18 protein-coding genes are annotated in these 22,674 nt (G+C 42.2%); 13 read left to right on the forward strand and 5 right to left on the reverse strand.

The annotated features are described in order from the left end of the window. Positions 1–47 precede the first annotated feature (47 nt). The 6 genes from C2869_RS02470 (at position 48) to C2869_RS02495 (ending at position 9,633) form a co-directional block, all read left to right on the forward strand. Complete coding sequence (locus C2869_RS02470) at positions 48–884, forward strand: OmpA family protein (protein ID WP_108601449.1); 837 nt, start codon at positions 48–50, stop codon at positions 882–884. A 13-nt stretch (positions 885–897) separates the two neighbouring features. After that, positions 898–3,078 carry an SLBB domain-containing protein gene (locus C2869_RS02475; protein WP_108601450.1) on the forward strand — a complete coding sequence of 727 codons (2,181 nt, stop codon included), beginning with the start codon at positions 898–900 and terminating at the stop codon, positions 3,076–3,078. Continuing rightward, a complete protein-coding gene (locus tag C2869_RS02480; RefSeq protein ID WP_108601451.1) occupies positions 3,078–3,908 on the forward strand; it encodes a P-loop NTPase family protein in 831 nt (276 codons plus the stop codon). The genes C2869_RS02475 and C2869_RS02480 overlap by 1 nt, the downstream gene beginning before the upstream one ends. Before the next feature lie 29 nt (positions 3,909–3,937). Beyond that, a complete protein-coding gene (locus C2869_RS02485) occupies positions 3,938–6,169 on the forward strand; it encodes a response regulator (RefSeq protein ID WP_108601452.1) in 2,232 nt (743 codons plus the stop codon). Between the two features lie 72 nt (positions 6,170–6,241). Further along, the gene (locus C2869_RS02490) at positions 6,242–7,963 is read left to right on the forward strand and encodes a SpoIIE family protein phosphatase (protein WP_108601453.1); all 1,722 of its coding nucleotides are present in this window, start codon (positions 6,242–6,244) and stop codon (positions 7,961–7,963) included. A 119-nt stretch (positions 7,964–8,082) separates the two neighbouring features. After that, complete coding sequence (locus tag C2869_RS02495; protein WP_108601454.1) at positions 8,083–9,633, forward strand: sigma-54-dependent transcriptional regulator; 1,551 nt, start codon at positions 8,083–8,085, stop codon at positions 9,631–9,633. A 57-nt stretch (positions 9,634–9,690) separates the two neighbouring features. Here C2869_RS02495 and C2869_RS02500 read toward each other — a convergent pair whose 3' ends face one another. Then, a complete protein-coding gene (locus C2869_RS02500; RefSeq protein WP_108601455.1) occupies positions 9,691–11,535 on the reverse strand; it encodes an FAD-dependent oxidoreductase in 1,845 nt (614 codons plus the stop codon). Between the two features lie 246 nt (positions 11,536–11,781). Between C2869_RS02500 and C2869_RS02505 the strand changes: the two genes are divergently transcribed. The 6 genes from C2869_RS02505 to C2869_RS02530 all read left to right on the forward strand — a co-directional run bounded on the left by C2869_RS02505 (position 11,782) and on the right by C2869_RS02530 (position 14,660). After that, the gene (locus C2869_RS02505) at positions 11,782–12,546 is read left to right on the forward strand and encodes an IclR family transcriptional regulator (RefSeq protein WP_108601456.1); all 765 of its coding nucleotides are present in this window, start codon (positions 11,782–11,784) and stop codon (positions 12,544–12,546) included. Positions 12,547–12,599: 53 nt separating this feature from the next. After that, complete coding sequence (locus tag C2869_RS02510) at positions 12,600–13,115, forward strand: demethoxyubiquinone hydroxylase family protein (protein ID WP_108601457.1); 516 nt, start codon at positions 12,600–12,602, stop codon at positions 13,113–13,115. Positions 13,116–13,318: 203 nt separating this feature from the next. After that, entirely contained in the window at positions 13,319–13,747 is a 429-nt protein-coding gene (locus C2869_RS02515) for a GFA family protein (protein WP_108601458.1), read from the forward strand. Positions 13,748–13,830: 83 nt separating this feature from the next. Next, the gene (locus C2869_RS02520) at positions 13,831–14,082 is read left to right on the forward strand and encodes a type II toxin-antitoxin system Phd/YefM family antitoxin (RefSeq protein WP_108601459.1); all 252 of its coding nucleotides are present in this window, start codon (positions 13,831–13,833) and stop codon (positions 14,080–14,082) included. Continuing rightward, positions 14,072–14,359: a type II toxin-antitoxin system RelE family toxin gene (locus C2869_RS02525; protein WP_108601460.1), complete on the forward strand. Its 288-nt coding sequence runs from the start codon at positions 14,072–14,074 to the stop codon at positions 14,357–14,359. Before C2869_RS02520 ends, C2869_RS02525 begins: the two co-directional genes overlap by 11 nt. Positions 14,360–14,426: 67 nt before the next feature. Next, on the forward strand, positions 14,427–14,660 hold the full coding sequence (locus tag C2869_RS02530) for a hypothetical protein (protein WP_108601461.1): 234 nt from the start codon (positions 14,427–14,429) through the stop codon (positions 14,658–14,660). A 283-nt stretch (positions 14,661–14,943) separates the two neighbouring features. Here C2869_RS02530 and C2869_RS02535 read toward each other — a convergent pair whose 3' ends face one another. The 4 genes from C2869_RS02535 to C2869_RS02550 all read right to left on the reverse strand — a co-directional run bounded on the left by C2869_RS02535 (position 14,944) and on the right by C2869_RS02550 (position 21,184). Further along, complete coding sequence (locus tag C2869_RS02535; RefSeq protein WP_159083997.1) at positions 14,944–15,909, reverse strand: glycoside hydrolase family 16 protein; 966 nt, start codon at positions 15,907–15,909, stop codon at positions 14,944–14,946. A 63-nt stretch (positions 15,910–15,972) separates the two neighbouring features. Continuing rightward, entirely contained in the window at positions 15,973–17,592 is a 1,620-nt protein-coding gene (locus C2869_RS02540) for a sulfatase-like hydrolase/transferase (protein ID WP_108601463.1), read from the reverse strand. Positions 17,593–17,619: 27 nt separating this feature from the next. Further along, positions 17,620–19,305 (reverse strand): sodium:solute symporter family protein, encoded by a 1,686-nt coding sequence (locus C2869_RS02545; RefSeq protein WP_108601464.1) that lies wholly within the window; start codon positions 19,303–19,305, stop codon positions 17,620–17,622. 568 nt (positions 19,306–19,873) lie between these two features. Next, the gene (locus C2869_RS02550; RefSeq protein WP_199915619.1) at positions 19,874–21,184 is read right to left on the reverse strand and encodes a class II aldolase/adducin family protein; all 1,311 of its coding nucleotides are present in this window, start codon (positions 21,182–21,184) and stop codon (positions 19,874–19,876) included. Positions 21,185–21,565: 381 nt separating this feature from the next. Between C2869_RS02550 and C2869_RS02555 the strand changes: the two genes are divergently transcribed. Beyond that, positions 21,566–22,627 carry a hypothetical protein gene (locus C2869_RS02555; RefSeq protein WP_108601465.1) on the forward strand — a complete coding sequence of 354 codons (1,062 nt, stop codon included), beginning with the start codon at positions 21,566–21,568 and terminating at the stop codon, positions 22,625–22,627. Positions 22,628–22,674 lie beyond the last annotated feature (47 nt).

Here is a 22,674-nt window from a genome sequence, read left to right on the forward strand (position 1 = left end):
TTAGCTAGCAGAAATTGCCATCACATCGTTTTAGCAAAGGAAAAGTCATGAAAACTCTAGCAGCCATTTCAGTGTTACTAACAACCTTAACGACAGGTTGTGTTTCTTGGCCCGAGGCGGGTAATGGCGGTCTCGCCGAGCTTAGACCCGATAACTTTCGTACTGTCGAAGCTGACGGCCCAATTGGACCTGAACATGGTTTACGTTTTGATTTAGAGCTAACCGCTCGCCATCTTGACATGCTGGTGCTAGAAGGCGCTGAACTGTGTTTTCCTGCAACCGTTGTGCAAGCTAAACAACGCGAGGCGCGTATTCGTCGAGAACTAGCCGGAAAACTCGATTATGCCGCAGCAAACGATTTACTCATTCAACGCAAGGTTTTACAGCGTTTAGAGCAACAATTAGATTATGTGCAGCAACACAATATTTGCCAAATTCCGCAACACGTTCGTCAAGAAAAACGCCCTGGTGATTTAGCAAAGCAAATTGCTGAATTGCTTAATGCTGATAACCAATTTGCCCATGATTCATTTGAACTTAACCCTAAGTATGTTGGCCGCTTAGCAAAAGCCTCTCAACTGTTGCAACAAGCGCCGCTCATTCAGCTTAAAGTCATTGGCTATGCTGATGACACAGGCCAAGACAATTACAACCAGTCTTTATCGTTAAAACGTGCACAAAAAGTTGCGCGCTACCTACAAGTAATGGGCGTCGACGCAAACCGCATGCAAATTTCCGCACTTGGCGAGCAACACCCATTATTTCAAGGAAAAACTCCGGAAATACGTTTGGTCAACCGCAGCGTGAGCATTGAAGTTATTAGTCAACCGACTGCGAATGATTCAATCACTCCAGCGGCAAAAGTGATTAACCAAATTAAGTAACGAGGAACCCATCATGTTTAACCTAACTACATCCAATATTGCGCCCTTGTCACCGTTACTGAGAGTGTTAATTGCACTTTGCTGGTTGAGCCTATTTTGTACGCTTTCCTTAACCAGCCACGCCAGCGAATATCAAGTACAAGTTGGCGATTTAGTGCGCGTATCTTTACCGGGCGAAGAATCGTTAGACAAAAATTTTCCGGTCGATCGCCAAGGTCGAATTCATTTACCCGAAGTCGGTACCATTTCAGTGGCAAACTTAAGTGAAGATGCCATGCAAGCTCGCGTTAAGCGTCATTTAAGTACCGTATTTCAAGATTTACTTAATTTAAAAGTGTATGTCTATAAGCGCCAATTGCTGATCAATGTGTTGGGTTATGTCGAAACCCCTGGCGAAGTCATACTACCCGCAGGTACCAATATTCAAAATGCCTTAGGCCAAGCCGGTGGTATGCGCAAAGGCGCGCAACTGGATAAAATTCAATTACGCCGACGTTTAACCAACGCAGAAGGTGCCAGCCAAACTGAGTCGATTGTCTTTAACTACAAACAATATTTAGACACGGGGGATACCAGTTTACTGCCACAACTGCGCTCATTGGATGTGATCTTTGTACCTGCCTCGCCGATGACTGGCAATGTCGAAGTAGAATTCGACCCTTCAAAAATTGCTGACTCTGGTGATGCAGCCTCTAACCGTGATGCAATTAAAGTCTTTGGTGAGGTTAATAGCCCAGGCAGTTTTACCTACAAACAAAACTTAACCTTGCTCGATTTACTGATGCGTTCTGGCGGCGTCACACGTTACGCTGGGGTTGAAAAAATCCGTGTTATTAGCAACAACCAGCCTAAATTATTTGATCTAAAAGGCTATTTAGACAGTGGCGATGAGAGCCTACTACCGACCATTCAAGCGGGTTCGACTATCTTTGTGCCCAAACAAGAAGAAGAGATAAAAACCGGAGCCAAAATGGTTTACATCATGGGAGAAGTGGCGAAACCCGGTGCCTATGAAGGCAACGACAACGTGACCTTTATGGATATCTTAGCAAACGCTGGCGGCCCAACGCGTTATGCTGAGTCTCGCCAGATCCGCGTGCTAAAAAATAACGGCCAAGTTGTGCCCTTTGATTTGTCAGCTTATACCGAAGGTATTGGTAACGTTGTTCCACCTGTAATAACCGCTGGTGACGCGATTTTTGTTCCAGAAAAAACAGACATGAACGAAAAGTCTTGGCTAAAAGTCGCACCTAATCGAGCAGTACGTGTCATCGGCGAAGTTATCCGCCCAGGGCGCATAGAATGGTCAGATGAAATGTCGTTCTTAGATTTACTGGCGCATGTTGGGGGGCCATCGGCACGCGCCGATACGTCTAATATTGAAATTATGACGCCTAACGAAAAAGGCACTAACAATGTGTTTGTATTCAATTTTGATCAATATATGCAACAAGGGTTAACCGACCAAGCGTTACCCGTGATTAAAGCGGGCGCGACTATTCGTGTGCATGATTTACCGCAAGATCCGAGCGATAACAAAGCACAATGGGTGCGTCAAAGCTCGGAAAAATCAATTTATATTCTCGGCCAAGTGGTAGCGCCTGGACGCTATATGTTTACCGAAGAAATGCATTTTTTAGATATTTTAGCCGCTGCCGATGGCCCAAGTGCCGATGCCGATATTCACAATATTCGTATCAGCCATCGCGACAAAAAATACGCGCGCGTAACCAAACTCAATTTGGCGCTGTATTTTGAAACAGGCGATGAAAACTTGTTACCTAAAGTAACAATGGGAGACACTATTTATATTCCTGAGAAAAACCGCACGTGGTTAGATAAATCTAAAGAATCAACCATTCGCGTATTAGGTGCCATTAACAAACCGGGGCGCTACAAATTTAATGACACCATGACATTGCTCGATTTACTAGCAGAAGCTGGCGGCACGTCACCCGGCGCTTACTTAGAAAAAATTACCGTGGTTAACCTGACATGTTGTGAAAACCAAGCCAAAACATTTGATTTAACTGAGTTCAGTAAAACGGCTGACTTTACTATGCTGCCTGTCCTACGCGCCGGTGACACGGTTTATATTCCGCGTGAGCAAGACAGCACTCTCGCTCAGGCAAGAACCTTGTTAAAAGACATTGTTGAAGTTGCGTCAGTCGCCATTTTATTTGGAGGTTTATAATGCTTTCTCCACTACATAGTGAAATAGAAGCCGTTTATAGCCAAAGTTTTGCATTGGGTGTTAAAACCCTAGCGGTATGCAGCAATACCAGTGGCGAAGGTGCTACCAGTGTTGCCACTTTATTAGCACAACGTTGCTTAATGACAGGACGTAAAACATTGCTGGTTGACCTTAATTTTTTCCGGCCCAGTTTAAAGCCCATGTTAGATTTAGACTCAACTGACGCATCCCCTGTTCACGTAATAAACCAGGAGACAAATCAAGACATAAATCATGAAACAAGCCAAGAAGTAAAGCATCTTCAAACGACTAACGCGGCAGTCAGCAAACCCAGCAGCTCATCCAAGTACGATGATGGTTTAGCCTGTTTAACCACGCCACAATTAATCAATATAGATGAACATGCTTTGCTCGGTGTACTCGCTCCAACGCGGCGTGATGCGGTGTTAAAGCTACGTAGTAATCAAGCGTTGCCTAATTTTATTAAGCAATGGCAAGCCGAATTTGACTGCGTCATTATTGATACGACTCCATTGGATAGACGTAATCATAATAATGTCAGTGGTCAAGCCGTTGCCAAATTATGTGATGCGGCAGTACTTTTGGTTAAAGCTGGGGTGAGCAATGAAGAAATGGTCACGCAAAGTATGGCATTACTTAACCAACAACAAATTAACCTAATTGGTTGCATTATCAACGATCAACACAACCCAAGTTTAAAACAAGAATTACAGCGTAAGCTGCGCCAAGCGTATTACTTACCCGCTTTTGTGAAGCGTTGGTTATTTAATGTCACGAATAAGGCTAAGTTACTGAATTTAGGGTTATAATTAAAACCATATTAGCGGGTTAACAACCAATGACTATCATGCGCCAACTATTGTCTATAGAAAAAATCAATCTACTGCTCGTCGACGATGAAGTTGAAGTACTTAAAGCGTTAAGGCGTGTATTTCGCAATAAAAAGTATCAAGTATTCACTGCAGAAAGTGGCGCCGACGGGCTCGACATACTTGAACAGTACCCAATTGATGTGGTGATTTCAGATGTGCGTATGCCAAAAATGAGTGGAGCTGATTTTCTCACACAAGTTTATCAACGTTGGCCACAAACCAAACGACTGGTTCTAACCGGACATGCTGATATTGAAGATACATTACGCTTGGTTAATGATTGTGATTTATTCCGCTATTTTCATAAACCTTGGCACAAAGATGATATAAAGAATGCAGTGGAACAAGCCGCAGAGCAAAAGCGCTTAACTGAGGAAAATCAACAACTACAAGCCATTACACAAGAACAAAACCAAAAATTAATCACTCTAAACGAACAACTAGACCAGCACCTGCAAACCCGTACCGAGCAACTTAACGTGACCACGGAACGGCTTAACGATGAGTTAAAAGTCGAACAAGAATTGCGCCAAGCGCGGATCGCCGCCGACAAAGCAAACGAGGCTAAAAGTCGCTTTTTAGCCACCATGAGCCATGAAATTCGCTCGCCTTTAAATTCCATCATAGTGATGAATAATCTGCTTATGGAATCAGGCTTGGATGAAGAACAGCAACAACATGCCAAACTCGCCCATCAAGCTGGGCAACTGCTTTTATCCTTAGTGAATGACATTCTTGATTTTAGCAAAATAGAATCTGGCGAATTAAGCTTGGATCCTCAATGGTTCAACATGGCTGCGCTGGCTAAAAGCACCGCCGATATATTGTCAACTCAAGCAGAATTAAAAAACATTCGGCTTAACTGTAACATCGACTCCAATGTTCAAGGATTGTTCAAAGGTGACCAAGTCCGTATTAAACAAATTTTAATAAATGTACTAAGTAACGCAGTTAAATTTACCGAACATGGCTATGTCGCGTTAAATGTTTTTCGAGAAGAACCAACCGATAACCTAGTATTACAAATTGAAGATAGCGGCATTGGCATTGATGCTGACCAGCAAGACAGAATTTTTAATGAGTTTGTGCAAGTCGAAGATAATGCGAATAGGCGCTTCGGCGGCACGGGTTTAGGGCTATCCATAGTCAAACGATTGGTGATGAAAATGGGCGGCGCAATCAAGCTGCTCAGTACGCCTAATTTGGGCTCAACTTTTATCATTACTTTACCATTGGACTACAAAGCGATCACTCACTCCCCCAAAGTTGCCCAGCCAATCGACCCAACAATCAAACAAGATACAGCGCGCTGGCGGGGTGTAGACTTATTATTAGTTGAAGACAGTCCAGCGAATGTGGCGGTTATTCAAGCTTTACTAAAAAAATATGCATTTAAAATAGATGTTGCGCATGATGGCGAACAAGCCATTAATAAAGCACAAAGCAAACAATACCAAGCGATATTGATGGATTTATCCATGCCGAAAATGGATGGCATAGCCGCTACAGAATGGTTGCGCGCCAATGATAACATCAATCAACATACCCCTATCATTGCCATGACAGCCAACGCCTTTGTCGAAGATAAAATTCGCTGTTTTCAAGCGGGAATGAATGACTACCTCAGCAAACCAATTAATATTGATGCCTTTTTAGCCAGTTTAACTAAATGGTTAGCCGATGCTGTTGCTAACGATGAGCAGTCACAAATAACACCAAACGCAGCTCGTTCGGTCAAAAAATCAGATAACACTCACTCTCAATCTCACTCTAACACTGAAAGTAATAACGCAGATGCAACGAGCGTTAGTAAAAATAATTCAACTCAATCCAGTAAGCAGACACCGCCAGTAAAACTCATTGACCAACAAGTAATTGATGGACTGATCCGTGACATTGGCTTGGATACAGTTCCCACCATACTCAATATTTATCAAACCGAAACCACCGATAGATTACAAAAAATGCTCGAGGCGCTAGCCAATAATGATTGGTCAACACTGAGCGCCGAAGCCCATGCATTAAAAAGCAGCTCAGGTAGCTTTGGATTATGTCAGTTGCAGCAAAATGCACGTTATATTGAACTGGCTAAAACGGATGAAGAAAGACGCCACGCCAGCCATTTAGTGCGTGAATTAGCGCCTTTATACCAAACTTCAGTCAGCGCATTGCAAAGCTATTTACAGCAATGCCAATAGCCCGAACTTGAACATAGCTTAAACATGGCTTAACTGGCTGCTGACTAAAAAAACAAACGAACGAAAACTGACATGACTGACATGAAAACAACCAAGGCTACTACATATATAGCTTGCCCTCTAGCAACAAGCAGCGAGCGTAAATTGCTGGCATTGCAATGCCCAGCCAGTTTGGAACAAGTCAGCTATGTGCGCAAATTACTCAAACAGGTTTGCGAGTTATTGAATTTAGACAAAAGTTTAATCAATAAAATTAGCTTAGCTTTTTCAGAAGCTGCCAACAATATAGTAGAACATAGCCAAGCGAATTGTTTTTATAGCCAGTTTTCACACAATGAACATAGCTGGTGCTTAACGCTACTAGACAACGGCGCGTTATTTAACCCTCTCTCCTACACTGCGAGCATTTCGAACACGACAAGCAACAAAGCAGCAGTCTCCGATACATTCCCTGACACATTCCCTGACACATTCCAAAACAACCCAATCGCCAATGAACAGCCGTTCTCGCTCGACACTGAGTTTGACCAAGCCAACGGCTTTAATCTGGCAGAAGGTGGGCGCGGCATAGACCTGATAAAACAAACCGTCGACACAATAGAATATGAGCAAGTAACGCATGTAAACCAGCAACATAATCAACTAATCATGCGCTGGTCACGTAATACAGAGCAAAAACCTAAATTACTACTCGTTGAAGATGAAGGTTTTTTAAGAACCTTATATCGCACCTATTTAGAAAAAGACTATGTAGTGGTCGAAGCGGACAATGGCGAAAATGCCTTACAAAAGCTAACTCAACAAAGTATTGACTTAGTGATCGCCGATATTCAAATGCCGATCATGGACGGTATTAGCTTGTTACAACACATTAATCAAAGTGACGAAATTGCCGCCCTGCCATTTATTTTTTTGACTGGCCAAGACGATGCCAACACCCATAGCCAAGCCAGTTATTTAGGGATAGACAGTTATTTATCTAAACCCATTAATAAAGCCAATTTATTAAATAGCATTAGACAAGTATTGGCTCGACACCAGCAACTATGCCGAAAAATTACCCTTAATTTAGATCACAGCCTAAGTCAGCTATTAAAACCGGTTATTCCCGAGGCTATTCATCAGTTTCAATTGGCATTTCAAGTATTCTCAGCCCCACAAGGCGGAGGCGACTTTTTAATTTCTCATGCCCTCGACAATGGCGACGTGATTATTGCCTTGGGCGATGTCATGGGCCACAACAGCCAAGCCAAATTTTTTGCCCACACTTTTGTTAGTTATCTACGAGGTTTATTTGCCAGTCAAGCCGCTAACTTAACAGCAAATTCCATCGACATGGGGCAGTTAATGAGCCAATTGTCACACTTTATCCATACAGACGGTTTGGCTAGTCAAACTCTATTAACCTGTCAACTCATACGAGTAAATGCCACGGGTATAGAACTAGCCTCTGCCGGTCACCCCAACCCACTCATCATCAACCAAGCAGGTGATATTCAAACGGTTGATGTCGACGGCATGATCTTAGGTTTATTAGCAGAGCAAGAGTATCAGTGCCAAACATTGGATATAACACATAAAAATCTGTTGTTTTATACCGATGGTTTATTTGAAGCGACGCAAGATAAGTCGCAACTTGAGCAACACAGACAAGCCCTATTACGAAAATTAAAAGATTGCCGACAACAAGGTGCCCACGTCACACTAAGTGAACTTAGCCAAACCTTTAGTCAACTAGCGGGCTTGCCTGTTGCCGATGACACGTTATTATTAGTAATAAGTGGAAAAGAATGATGTATAGTCTTCTCGCTTTGACTATAGCTTTTTCGCTTTGACTCACTTACCTGTGCCGCATGGATTTAAGGGCGATGTAAACCATCAATAGAATATAAAGCATAATAAAGGATTTACACATGACCAAACCACACGTACTCCTGGTAGAAGACACCAGTACCTTGGCGGCGATTTATCAGGAATACTTGAAAAAAGAACCTATCGATTTAAAGGTCGCTTCAAGCGGTAAAGAGGCCTTAGCCGCTATTTGCGAGCGCCCACCGCAAGTTATACTGCTCGATTTAAAATTACCCGATATGCAAGGCCAGCAAATATTAAGCTGGTTAAAGCAACAAGATTATCCTTGTATTGTTATTGTGATCACCGCGCACAGCACGCTAGATGTCGCAATAGACGTAATGAAAGCTGGAGCCGAAGACTTTCTTGAAAAACCGTTTGATGCCAGTCGCCTTATCACTACGGTGCGCAACGCATTAAAACGCTATCAGCTAGAAAATATAGTTGAAGAATTACAAACCAGTTTAGGCCGAGAGCGCTATCATGGCTTTATTGGTAATAGCCTACCCATGCAAGCTGTGTATCGTATTATTGACGCGGCAGCGGCAAGTAAAGCCTCGATATTTATTACTGGTGAAAGTGGGACAGGTAAAGAAGTGTGTGCCGAAGCCATTCACAAACAAGGGCCAAGAAGAACCAAAGAGTTTATCCCTCTTAACTGTGCAGCTATTCCCAAAGATTTAATGGAAAGTGAAATTTTTGGCCATTTACGAGGTGCTTTTACCGGCGCGGCGAATGAGCGCAAAGGTGCAGCCGAATTAGCCGATGGCGGTACGCTGTTTTTAGATGAAATAGGCGAAATGGATATGGAGTTGCAATCTAAACTGTTGCGCTTTATTCAAACCGGAACATTTCAAAAGGTCGGCTCAAGTAAGCTCCAAAAGGTCGATGTCAGATTTGTTTGCGCAACTAACCGTGATCCATTAGAAGAAGTCAAAGCTGGCCGCTTTCGCGAAGACTTATACTATCGCTTACATGTTATTCCCGTTCATCTGCCCCCTTTACGTGAACGCGGCAGTGATATCAGTAAAATAGCCAAAAGCTTTTTAAACACCTACGCCAAAGAAGAAAACAAACCCTTTAAAGAATTCAGCCGCGAAGTAGAAACCCGTTTAAATCAATATGAGTGGCCGGGCAATATTCGTCAGCTACAAAATGTTATCCGCAATATTGTGGTTTTACACAGCGATACACAAGTCAAGTTAGAACACTTACCTCACCCGCTGAATGCTGAACCTGTAGCGAATTCACCCGTTCACGTTGACCAGCCAACATCAACTATTGCCCACAACGAAACACCAGAGATTAGTGCTGACAAGCCAATTAATGCCACTAATTTTGAAGCAACAGCGACTGACGCGACAGCACCAGTCAATTTAGTACCACCAGCTACAAGCCATTCAAATACGCCACAGGTGATAACGGAATCTGTGTATTCACCCCTTCCACAGTCAATTGATGATATTCAACCATTGGCATACATGGAAAAAGCATTTATCGAACAAGCCATTGAGCTATGCCAAGGCAATATACCAAAAGCGGCCAAGATACTAGAAGTGAGCCCATCAACCATTTATCGCAAAAAACAAGCATGGGAAGATCAAGGTTTATAAATCGATGTTAATTGCCGGGAGTGCTCCCGGCAATTAGTCTAAATATCAAATTGAGATTTATTGATAACAACGAACTTCAAATAACTTAACGTGCTCACAGCCATACGTTTCGGTGGCGTTAATTCTAAAGCCATCAATCGCCTGTGTGGCAAAGTTAACTTTAATTAAACGTCTTTGGTTGTCGTCAATTGATGCCAATTCAAGCCATTTTCCGCCTACTTTCAATTCAACATTGAGTGCCTTCAATAACTCAACTGGGATCTTAGTGGTGTAAGCTTCAGTCTCACGGGTATTTTTCAACATCATGATGTTTTTCTTCACATTGGAATCACATTTAATTTCAATGCTAGATAAGGTAATAGGCTTATCCCACTCAAATGTCACTGACGCATCAAGACCATTGGATTGCCAATGATGCACCTCGCCTCTTTCATCGCGCGACATACCATCAACCAATAATTTAACATCACCACTGGCGGTCGAAGACGCGGTAATGCTATCTGCCGTGGCCGCTAAGTTTGCAGTATCGTCAGCGTAGCGCTGTGGAATGTATGCATCGTCACGCAATAGCTGCTCTTGTAATTGCTTAATGTGGGTTTGAGCCACTTCACGCGGACTGGCGTCTTTTTCTACACATAATGCAGCGGCTGTACCGACAGCTTGTCCCATCACAGCACAGGTACCCATCACACGAGATGACGATAAGGCCACGTGAGTTTGGCTGACATTGCGCCCAGCAAACATCAAGTTTTCGATGTTTTTAGAGTAAAGCGAACGGAATGGAATTTGATAAACTTCATCAAAGTGCTCATGCCAAAAGCTTGGTGGCTCACTCAAGTTCTCAATACCACCCGGGTTATGCTCATCTAATGGCCACCCCCCAAACGCAACAGCATCATCAAATTGTTTTAACCCTAACTGATCCGGTTCAGATAAGATGTAATCACCGATAAAACGACGTGATTCACGACGGCCCGGTAATGAACCCACCCAATCTAATGCAAAATTATCAGCTTCAGGATATTTACCTGAGTTTTTCACATAATCCCAAACACCATAAGCAAAGCCCATTAAGCGGTGCATATCGGTTTCGGCCGTACCAATAATGTCGTCTTTGCTGCCAACTTCAACCCACCAGAAACCTTCAACAAAAGGAATGATACGACGGTCTGGATGCGTTTTGTCAGCATCGTATTTCAGCGTAAAAGGTGGTGCCTTATAGGGCATTGGCTTACCCATATCGCGTGACGACAGCAAAATAGTCGCGCCCATTTGCCAGCCATCAGCTTCTTCAGGGGCATATTTTTCATTAAATTCACTCGATGCTTCACGACCCGTGCGGTACATCGCACCTGATGTCGCGGCCATTAGGCCATCGCCCGAACAATCAATAAATACCTTAGCGTTAATGGTAATCAAGCTTTCGGTGCTCATTTGCCAACATAGCACCGATGTGATCTTATTGCCTTGCGTTTCAGACCTTACCGCTTGGGTATTTAGCATTAAGGTTAGGTTCTCTTCGCGGGTGACAAAGTCATATAACACATGATCCCAAACCGTAAAAGAATGTTGCTCATTGCTGAAGCGGTTTAACAATAAAATCTCTTCAAGAATGCCGGTTTCACGCTCAGGCAAACCGCTTTTTAACTTAGTCACACCATGCACGATAACGCGAATTTCACTCGATGCATTACCACCTAATACCGCCCGATCTTGCACCAGTAGAACTTTGGCACCGTTACGCGCCGCAGCAACCGCGGCACAAATGCCAGCCATTCCACCGCCAATCACCGCGACTTCAAAATCAACTGTTTTTTCACGCACTGGGAACTTACGTTCCTCGCTACCCATTTGGATCCAATGATCGTTTGAACGATCCGCTAAATTGACAAACTTACTCATGCTCACCACTCAATCTTAAACAATAGATTCAAAACTCTCTTAAGGCATAAACTACCATTAAATATCTATTATAGCAATTTAAAGCTAGAGAGAATCGTTAGTAAAAAGTTAAGTGATTGACAAATCAATACTATTTTTTGGACGACCGTTTATTCAAATTACGTGTTCGTATTGCATTAACAGCAATTTGAGTGAGTGTCGTGGTATAATCCGTGCCCAGAGCAGTCGTAATTAGTTAGTCAAACAATGAAATCAAAAGCCGGTGCGCAAATTAATCATAGTATTTTGGATGGGATCGCCGTATTACAAGCTATAGCGGGGGCTCCGGCTCCAATTGGGGGTAAAGAAATTGCCGAACGACTTGGGTTAGAAAACACCCGAGTCAATCGCTTGCTTAAAACCTTGGCATCTGTCGGTATTGCCCAGCAAACCACCAATCGTAAATATACCCCTGGTCCTGGCATTCACGTTCTTGCTACGCAAAGCCTTTACGCTTCGGGGTTATTAAGAAGTGCCATTCCCTCACTTGAAAAGCTCACTCAGTTAAATTTGACTGTCGCCATGGGTGTCCTGTGGTTTGATACCGTATCTTACGTATTTCACGCCAAACCCGGCATGAGCGCAGCCGAAGGCATAGGCCGTGTTGGTTTACGCCCCGCCACCATGAGCGGCATAGGCATGGCGTTGCTTGCTAATAGTCCCATCGAGTCTGTAATTGAGGTATACAAAGATAAAACCATTCCTAATTTTCCGGATGGTGTTGATAGTTTATTAGCTGAGCTAGAGAAAATACGTCAGCAAGGTTGGACACGGTTTCAGTTTCAACCTGACGGCGAAGTAACACCCAACAAAGCCTACACGGTATCGCTTACAGTGGGCCAGCCCGCCAATTCAGCAATAGCGCTACAAGGTGACATCAGCGAAGATGACACCCAAACCGTGTTAACCGCTCTACGTGAAGCGAAACAAGCCATTGAAATAGAGCTAGCGAAAATAAAGTCATTAACTTAGATTGGTAAAATTGTGCCCGTTTAAATGCTAATAACTCTAATAGAATAAATATTATGTCTTCAAAAGAAGTTGCTAGAATAATCCGTGTTGACCATGCCGGTGAGTATGGCGCCATCAGTATTTATAGTGCTCAATTATTCATTGCTAAGTTTTTCTACCGAGATATAGTGAATCAATTACAAGAAATGCTGCAACATGAAAAGCAGCATTTTTCCACATTTGATGACTGGCTTAAATGCAATAACACTCGTCCCTGCTACGCACTTTGGTTATGGCCATTGGGTGGATACATTTTAGGTTTAGTTACTGGGCTATTGGGTCGAAAATCAATTTGGGTATGCACAGGAGCCGTAGAGTCGACTGTACTTCATCATTTAGATGGGCAACTAAATTACTTATCTAGACATAGTAAAAGCGCGTATCAAACGGTGTTAAGCATTAAAAAAGATGAAGAGGAACATTTAAATTTAGGTTTACAAAAAGGTTCTGATTCAATTGTTTACTTACCAATTCAAATTATTGTCAAATACTCAACTAAATTCGCAATTTGGTTATCAATGAAGCTTTAAGATATCAAACAACTAGTGCTCGGCCACAAAAATTGCGACATATTGAACTCGCAATACCCATAAACTTGATGCATCGTAGATGCCGAATTTATTTCGGCTAACGCATGATTTGTCGATGTAAAATGGACCCTACGATTTTGCAATAATTATAGATGTAACGACCCAAAAATTTTGAGTGATAAATTTAGATTGGAAAAACAATAATGAAAGGCGCCTGTTTATGCGGTGACGTTCAATTTGAACTCAGCCTAACCAGTATTAATATGTACCAATGCCACTGTGAGCAATGCAGAAAGCAAACCGGCACGGCATCGAGTTGCGGCACGGTAGTCACTGAGGATAGTTTTCATTGGCTTTGTGGCGAACAAAAGATAAGTCAATGGCATAAGAGTACAGGGTTTACCTCGCATTTTTGTCAAACCTGCGGCTCTTCTGTGCCAAACAAATTTCGAGGCCATCCCTTTTATTGGGTGCCTGTCGGATCACTTGATCATCCCAACGTGACCACGGTAGCCAATCTATTTTTATGTGAAAAGGTAGAGTGGAGCAATGTCAATTCGGCAGACAATGCTTATGACACAAAGCCTTCAATCGAAAGTTTGATGGATATACTGATAGCTGACAATACATAGCTCTGGCTTAAACTAAGTGCTAGCGCACCGCAAAAAACAGGTCTAAAATAAGACTATAATTTAGCACTTAATTTACCAACATTATGAGACAAGTTCTAGCCGATTGTTCAGCAAGTATTTCTGAGCTAAAAAAAAATCCAACAGCTTTACTTAATGAAGCTGATGGTGCCGCAATAGCAATATTAAATCACAATAAACCCGCTGCCTATTTAGTTCCTGCCGAGACTTATGAATGGTTAATGGAAATTGTAGAAGATTATGAGCTAGCTAAAATAGTAGACGAACGTCGTCGTGATCTATCGAGCGCAGTTGAAGTTAGTTTAGATGACTTATAGATTAAAGTTTTTGCCTATTGCAAAAAAAGAGTGGGATAAGTTAGCAGAGCCTTTAAAAGTCCAATTTAAAAAGAAACTCGCAGAGCGACTCGTGAATCCACACGTACCCTCTGCCAAGCTGCGAGGGTTCGATTCGGTATATAAAATTAAATTGCGCACAGCAGGCTACCGATTGGCATACGAGGTCATTGATGACGAAATTGTCATCTACGTATTGGCCATAGGAAAGCGTGATAAAGATGCGATATATAAAAAGTTAGCATCTCGCTTGGGGTAAATTTTTGATCTATTAATAGAAAGAATAGATAAATCTAAAACTCATTACAGCAGGGCTTCTAGTCACCGTGATCATTGATAAAAAAACAAGGCTATTAGGCCGTATATTCAGCATTGCTTTTGGTGTAGCTCTGGTTCAGGCGTTATATGAAGGGGGCTTTCATTATTACGCAATGGGTAGCGAAAAAGGCTTTACGGCAGGTTCAAGCCCGATTAAGTATTGGTTATCAATAGCTTGGTACTTGGCAATATTTTGTGTTGCAACCTATTTTGGATTTATCGCTAAAGATAAAGCCGATTAGATATGTCTGGTATCAGGAAAATATTACAGTCATTGACGGTACGTCCCCACTCTTTCCTTAAGCGCTTGTTCACTGAGCGCTTGCTAGTGAACATGGCACCCAGAGTAAAGAACAGGGCTGTATAGCTAATCTAGTACCTTAACCCAAAAAGTTTTGAACGGTTTAATTGATAACCCATAGCTAAATTGTAGGGTCGATTTTACATCGACAAACCTTGAGTTAGCCGAAATAAATTCGGCCCTACAAATTCAGCCCAACATGTCATCACTTTTGTGTCGGAGTACTATTTTTCAAAAAAGCGCACATAGTCGACTTGGAACTGCTCAGGTAAGCGTGAGTCATCAATCGCTTGCGTTTTACCTAAGTAAGTGCCAATTACGGTTAACCAAATACTCACGTCGTTATGCTTGTAGCGGTCAGCCGCAAAGCTGGTTTCTTTCATCAACTTGCCATCAAAAAAGTAGCGTAATGTGGTTTCGGTAAACTCCATGCCTATCACATGGAAATCCGTTAATAGCGTGTCATCCTTAAAGTAAACTTGCTTAGTACCCACCTTGTTTTGTGTACGGCCTGGGTCTTCTGTACCCGGCTCTGGTTTCCATTGGTGCGCATCAATTTGAAAATGTTTGGGGTCGATTGAATCATTCTCAAACGGGTCTAATTCAATTTGACTGGTGACATCTTTGCGGGTTAATGGGTTTTGCGCAAGCGAGCTGGCATCTTGGCCTTTGGTTAAGTTGCGCATCATCCAGAATGAACTGTGCCACCCAGCACCGACTGGTGTTTTAAGGCGAGCTTCGTAGTAACCGTAACGAAATTCATCGTTAGAAATAATGCCACCTGCGGTATATTGCACAACGCCAGCCGGTTTATCACCTTTGCTTTGGCCTGGCTGTAACCAACGATTATTCGGACAACTAACGGTTTCTTTTTTCAAAATAGTGCGATACAAACCGCCATAAACCTTGTTATTTTCCGGTTTTTGTTGGCTCCAATGTTTACAGTCCACTCGATAATGCCAACGGTTTTCATCGACTTCTGTACCATTAAATTCGTCTGACCAAGTTAACTTGTAGCCACTTACCGCGGTGCCTTGATAAGGCTGTACATTGGGATCACTGGCAGGATCAACACCAGCAACACGATCTGTTGTATTTGATGTCATGTTGCAGCCAGATACACTCAACAAACCAGCTAAACTTAAGCTAATTGCACTCACTTTTTTGATAGAACAACGAGATAAAAACATAATTATATTCACTCTATTTTGATACTAACTCAATTCAGGTTTGGCTAAACAAGAAACACAACATTAGTGCTTAGGTTGAACCGGTTTTTCTTGCTTTAAAATAGTCGGCAAGTGATGACGGAAGATATCCAATAGCGGATCCTTGGTGCGCACCATTTCTTGCTCCAGTAAGCCCGACAACTTAACTAATTGTTGATGATAGTCGTGCTCAAAAATTAAGTTGTTTAGCTCTACCGGATCGTTTTTCAGATCATACAATTCATCTCGGTTGTCACCTGGATACCAGACAAACTTAGCCTCAGGTGTACGCAACGCACGCACGCCAAACCATGAGCCGTTGTACCATTCATAAGCATAAAGTGCGGTGTCTTCACGCCCTTCATCAGCGGCATCACCTTGTTCCATTAACGGTACGAGCGAACGGCCATCAACATCGCCATCGTTCTCTAACCCCATTAACTCTGCTAATGTCGGTGCAATATCGATCATCGATACTTGGCGATTAACAATTTTTGGCTCGGTATTAGGGTTACGGATAAATAATGGAATGCGCATTAATTCATCGTAAGCGTAGGGGCCTTTATCAAATAAGTTGTGCTCACCTATCATGCTACCTTGGTCGCCCAATAGCACAATGTGTAAATCATCGTACAAGCCCACTTCTTTCGCAGTCGCGATGAGCTCGCCAATGATGTCATCAACCATGGCAATCGCGCCGTAGTAAAAAGTGCGTGATTTACGGTAATCCATGTCTGTCATGTGTGATACGTCGTGCCAAGGCCATAATATTCTATCTTGCGCCATCGGCTTAAGTTCACGCTTAGCCATGTGGTTAGCTGGCACTTCGACTGTCTTCGGGTCGTACATGCTGGCATATGGCTCTGGTACACGATACGGTGGATGCGGCTGGTTAAAGCTAACGACACCAAAAAAGGGCTTGTCTTGCTTGGCAGCTTCAACCAACATTTGCTTGCCATAGCGCACCTTGTCATAGGCTGCGGTATCTTCAAATTTACCGTCTAGGGTTTTGAAATAAACGTGTTTCTCGCCATTAGCATCTAATTTGCCTTGTTTGTAGCCTTCAATGCTAGCGACATCATCGTAAGGTACATAATGACGAGGTTTACGCACACGGGTATCGGCATGCTCTTTAACAAAGTCAGCTCCACGTAAACGCGCGCCTTGTGGGCCAATATGCCACTTACCAACATAGCCTACATAGTAGTCTTGATCGGATGCGCGTTTTAGTAACCCGCCTTGGCTTAAATCCAGCTCATACTTGCGTGAATGAAATAGCTCAACGTTGTCGTCTAAGCCATTTTTATGCCCCCAGCGCCCGGTAAATAACGCTGCTCGTGACGGCGAACATAAGCCCGTGGTTGACATGGCATAATCAAAACGCGTGCTTTGCGCGGCCAATGCGTCAATGTGTGGGGTATTAACAGGACCACCACGATAAGAAAAACTATCAAAACGCATATCATCAAAAAACAAAATAAGTACGTTGGGTTTCTTACTTGTTTTTGTTGTACCGTCATCGGTAATGGTTTTGGTATTCGCGACAAGATCAGCACTTTGTGCTGATTCGCTGCTGTCAATTTGGCTGTCTTGGCCACACGCGGTCAAGCAAGCAGTTATAGCCGCTGCCGCTAGCCAAGTGAATTTATTTACTCTCAGTTTCATTTTATGCCCTTTCACCTTAATACTATATTACGCGACCGAAACGGGTTCTTTTTCTGATTGTCTCGCCCAAGGAAAAACCACAGCTGAACAAAGTAAAATCACCAGTCCGACAATGACAATTGTCATACCGCCTTTATCCGTCAGTAAGCCTAATGCCGCAATGAGCACACCAATAGCGAATACACCGCAGGCAATAACCTTGCGACCAAACACGTTAGCCGAGCTGTTTTGTTCAGGTTCGGCGCTTTGAGCCGCTAAACATTTTTGTTGATAATGTTGTTGGTACGCCGCGTATTGATTAAGCGATGCCTTGCTCATTCGTGCCCACGCTTCAAATACAAGCAAACACAAAACGGGCACCAGTACGCCAACCAGCATTTCTGCCGAGCGCCCTAATGAAAAATCAAACCAGCTTGGGCTGACAAACTTAAAGAAACCATTCACTGCCAAGCTAAATAGGGTGGTCAACACGACAGATTTTCCTGTCTGATATTTTGAAAACATGGACCAAATAGGCGGTAAAAATAACGCGACACCGGTAATAGCAGCCAAACTAAACGCGACTTCAACAATGCCGCCCATACTGGTTACCGACAGCGCAACACCGACTGACAATAAACCAAAAATAACCGTGGTGATGCGCGCAACTAACATTAATTCTTTGTCGTTTGGCGCTTGCCTAAACTGCTTGTATACATCGTTGGTAAATACGCCAGCCGCAATATTAAGCGTGGTATTAACTGAACTCGCCGTTGCAAACACCATGGCACCTAAAATAAGCCCCATCAATCCGTCAGGCACCACTTGCTGACTTATCATTAAATAAGCACCTTCGGCATCAACGGCACTGGTGTCTGGGTTCATCACCCGATAGATCATAGGTGGTAACATCCAAATCAAAGGGGCGATTAAATATAGACCACCAAATAGTAACCCGACTTTTTTCGCTTCTTTAGGGCTAGATACACTGGTATAACGTTGTACGTAAGCCCAACTACCACCAATGAACACCATATTATAAAAGCCAAATGCGGCCATAAATAACCAGTCGTATTCACTATTGGTTAAAGCGAAAAAATCAGTCGGCGCTTGATCAATAAATTGGCTTACACCGCCAACCTCACCCAGTGCCAACGGCACAACAATAAGAACTGCCGCCGTTAATACGACAAACTGCAATACATCAGTGACCAGAACAGCCCACAAACCGCCAGCTGTGGTGTAAATAATAATAAGTAAACCCAGAAGCATAATTGACATAGAAAGTGGAATGCCCACCGTCACCTCAATCATTTTGCCAACAGGGTATAAAAATGCACCGCCACTAAATAGCGAGATAAACAAAAAGACCAATGTATAAAACTTTTGGGTTTTGATACCTAATCGCTCAGCAATATATTCTGCTGCGGTTAGTGCTTTGGTGCGATTCCAGCGTGGTGCTATATAAAATCCAACAATAAAACCAGCAATAGACATAGTGGCTTGGATAACGACCGCAACCATGCCTGATTCATAAGCAATGGATCCCCAAACCACAAAGGTACCCACAGAAAAGAAGCTCATAAATAATGATAAGCCAGAGATCCACCAAGGCACGGCACCGCCAGCCGCAAAAAAGGATTTGACGCTACTGCCGCCACGTGAAAAAGATAAACCCAGTGCAAAAACGAGCAAAGAGAATGCGATAGCGATTGAAAAATCAAAGTGACTCAAACCAGACTCCTGACTAACTTATTTAATTTACTTCCCGTCCAATTCTGGTTTATTCAATAAAACGCTAAGTATTGGCACTAAAAAGTACATTAAAACATAATGAATAAATCCTACAATTAAATTGCTTTTATAGCAATTCCAATTTCCATTAACATAGATTAAATTCAAACATATTACTTTTATCGTAGTATTACTTACAATGCCAAAATATTGCTTTAAGAAATAAAAAGGTATTTAAAGGAGGCTTCTGCCAAATGAAATCTGAGCATGCGGGGATGACGAGGGTATTTTCCTAAGCCACGAAAGTAAAATGTCAACTCATTGATGTAAAAGCGCGTTTCTGAAACTTGTGTATAAAAACGTAAAAGCAGGAAACTAAGAGTTGTCTGGAATATAAAACCAGTGCCTATATAGCTGCAGGCGTTTTGCGTTAACGGGACAACGTAAGTGTCAACGTCAAAAGTAAGCACTAACAAAGAAAAATAAAATTTACGCGAAAAGGCTAAGTACAGGTATTCCGCCCTTAGATACCGCTAGAACGGAATACATTAACTATGGCCAAAATAGTTTAATCCGGCAAATTAAACGCTTGCTTCAGCTCACTGATTTCTTCATCTCCCATGGCATTAACATGACCTAATTGGAAAGAATCTAGCACCGCCTTGGCAGTAAATTCAGAGACTTCTAGCCTATCGTAAGCTTGCAACATATTATTCCCAGTAACAATGATGCCATTATTTTGCAACATGCAAATAGGGCTAGCCTCGCCCAATACATGCGCTATGGTTTGCATCTCACGCATTGAAGTCACAAACGAGACTTTTTTAATATCACGCATCAAAATGTAAGCTTCAGGAATAATTTTCGAATCAAGCTCAGTATCTGTGACATTAAACGCCATCAAATTAGGTGGATGGGCAATAATACAAGAATGAATATTGGGGTTTTCAGCAAACACAGCTTGGATCATAGCTAGTGCAAAACTGGGGACTTTACCCGTTTCACATTGACCATTTTTAACTAGAACCAAGTTATCTGGTGACATGTATTTTCTATCTTCGCCATGAGGGGTGATAAGAAATTCATGCTCTGATAAACGCTGAGCAAACGTGCCTTCCGTACTAGTAATCAACTTTTGTTGATAACTGCGCTGGATAAAACGACTCATCTCAAAGCGCAATTCTTTTTCAACACTATTGATATGACTCGGTGAAAAGGATTCAACATCATTTAAGTGGACCGGCTGAATTGCTAGTTCTTCTTGACTCAGTGGAGTAATTTTACCCAAAGCGGTTGCTTTAATTTGAATACGCGCCGTGTAGTCTAGCGTTTCAAACTGTTTAAATGCATCAAATAAATTGCACGATCCGGTCACAGTTCCATGATTTTCAAGTAATACTGTATCAAAACCCTTGTTAAATGATTCAGCGATATTTGCCCCTAACTGCTCACTACCTGGCAAGGCATACGGCACAAAATCGATTTCGCCACAAATATCTTTTACTCCGGCCATTAAACTAGTGTTAGGCACCATACCCGAAGCTGAAAAAGAAACTAATGCAGGCGGATGAGCATGTAAAACTGCCTTAATATCATCTCTGGCTTGATAGATGGCAAGATGAAATGGATATTCAGAAGACGGTTTATGCCGCCCCTCAATAGTGCCATCCGCTTTAACACAAACAATATCTTCTCGAGTTAACCCACCTTTATCTACGCCACTTGGCGTCACCCAGATATCACCATTTTCGTCCTTTATTGAAATGTTACCACCCGAGGTCGTCGTCATTTCGTAACTGTATACCCGCTCCATAATCAAAATTATTTGGTCTTTAGGATGTAAGTACTTAAAACCATCTTTAATAATAAATTCGTTCACAAGTCACCCCATTAATCACATTAGGTCAAAATAAATCATACATGATTAATTAGGCATTTTTTAGACAATTTTGAATTTTTATTAAAGCAGTCAAGCAAACCTTGATATAGATCAGGGCCGGTTGTTTATTGAAGTCGTTGTAGCGCTCAAACTTTTTATTCAGAGGTGAACTCGCTACACAAACGGATAATCAATTACATTTCGCAATTAAATTGTTGATTATTTGTTAAATATGATTAATTATGACTAAATATAGTTGATATTTACAGCTACCTACTACTGCAAATAGTACTGCAAAGACACTTACCTTGCCGTATAGAAGTAGAAAATGATTGCTCATCATCAAGAGTAACCAATGAAAATAGCAATAGAGCCAACAAGATGTTTAAAGCGCAAATAAACACAGCTATGCCTAAACCAGTTGGTAGCTTAATTTTATACAGTATTGGTTGTTTATTATTGCTCACTTGTGCTGGCTACTATTTCTATCAGCAAATGACTATCGCAGCGCAAGATCTCAGTATTAAGCAAGCAACAATCGTTAATAACCAAGCGACTAAAGCAAATAACTTATCCATTACCAATCTCTCAAACAAACCTACAAGCGTTTCACAGTCCTCGGTTCCTAGCACCCAAAAAGCACTGCCTATCTCGACTTCGACTCAATCAACCTCCTCTGCAATTTCCCCTGCAATGTCGCCAGAAGAAAATTGGCTAGTGGCATTAAAGCAAAGTTTAACAATCGAACAAGAAAATAGCTTACATGCAATGTCAGTCGAACAGCCTGCCGAATTACTCTCGCAAAACCAGCAACTACAATACAAGTTATTGAATAAACTACTTGAGCTTAACATTTCAGAGCAACGAGCATTTTTGATGCGAGTTGTGGCTGCCGCTTCACCCGAAACACGACGTATGTTTACCCAAGATTTACTTGCTTCTTCAAGGGCTATAGACCGTAACGCGGGCGTAACCTTACTTATGCAGGAGCCCGTCTTATCGGAGAAAAAATTTTCAACACAAATTTTGCTACAAAACGAGTCCGATCCCAGTGTACTTACACAGGTTTTATTATTTTTAAACCAAGCGCAACAACAACCATTAACAGAGTTACTTGTCGATGAATTGGCCTCACATGTGCAATTTAATGACTCGGCTAAAATCAGAGGACTGGCGTTACAAACCTTGATGAAAATCAACCCGAGTGATCCACAAGTCACCCTACAAGCCATTAACTTAATCTCTTCATCTCACTTTGAAGATCATAAAGTTGGGTTAAACGTATTAACTCAACAGCTCAATGATTATGGTATTGAACTTAAAACAGAACAGCGACAATCCGTACACGAGCAACTGACGTATATCATTAACGATACTTCGCAAACGGCCAACAACAAAAATCAAGCGCAGATGGCTATCGATTTGTTAAATAAACACAACTAATCGGATTGCTTTTCCACCTAATTACAAAAATTACACGCAAACAAAAT

Source organism: Saccharobesus litoralis (assembly GCF_003063625.1).
In the GTDB taxonomy this organism is placed as follows: domain Bacteria; phylum Pseudomonadota; class Gammaproteobacteria; order Enterobacterales; family Alteromonadaceae; genus Saccharobesus; species Saccharobesus litoralis.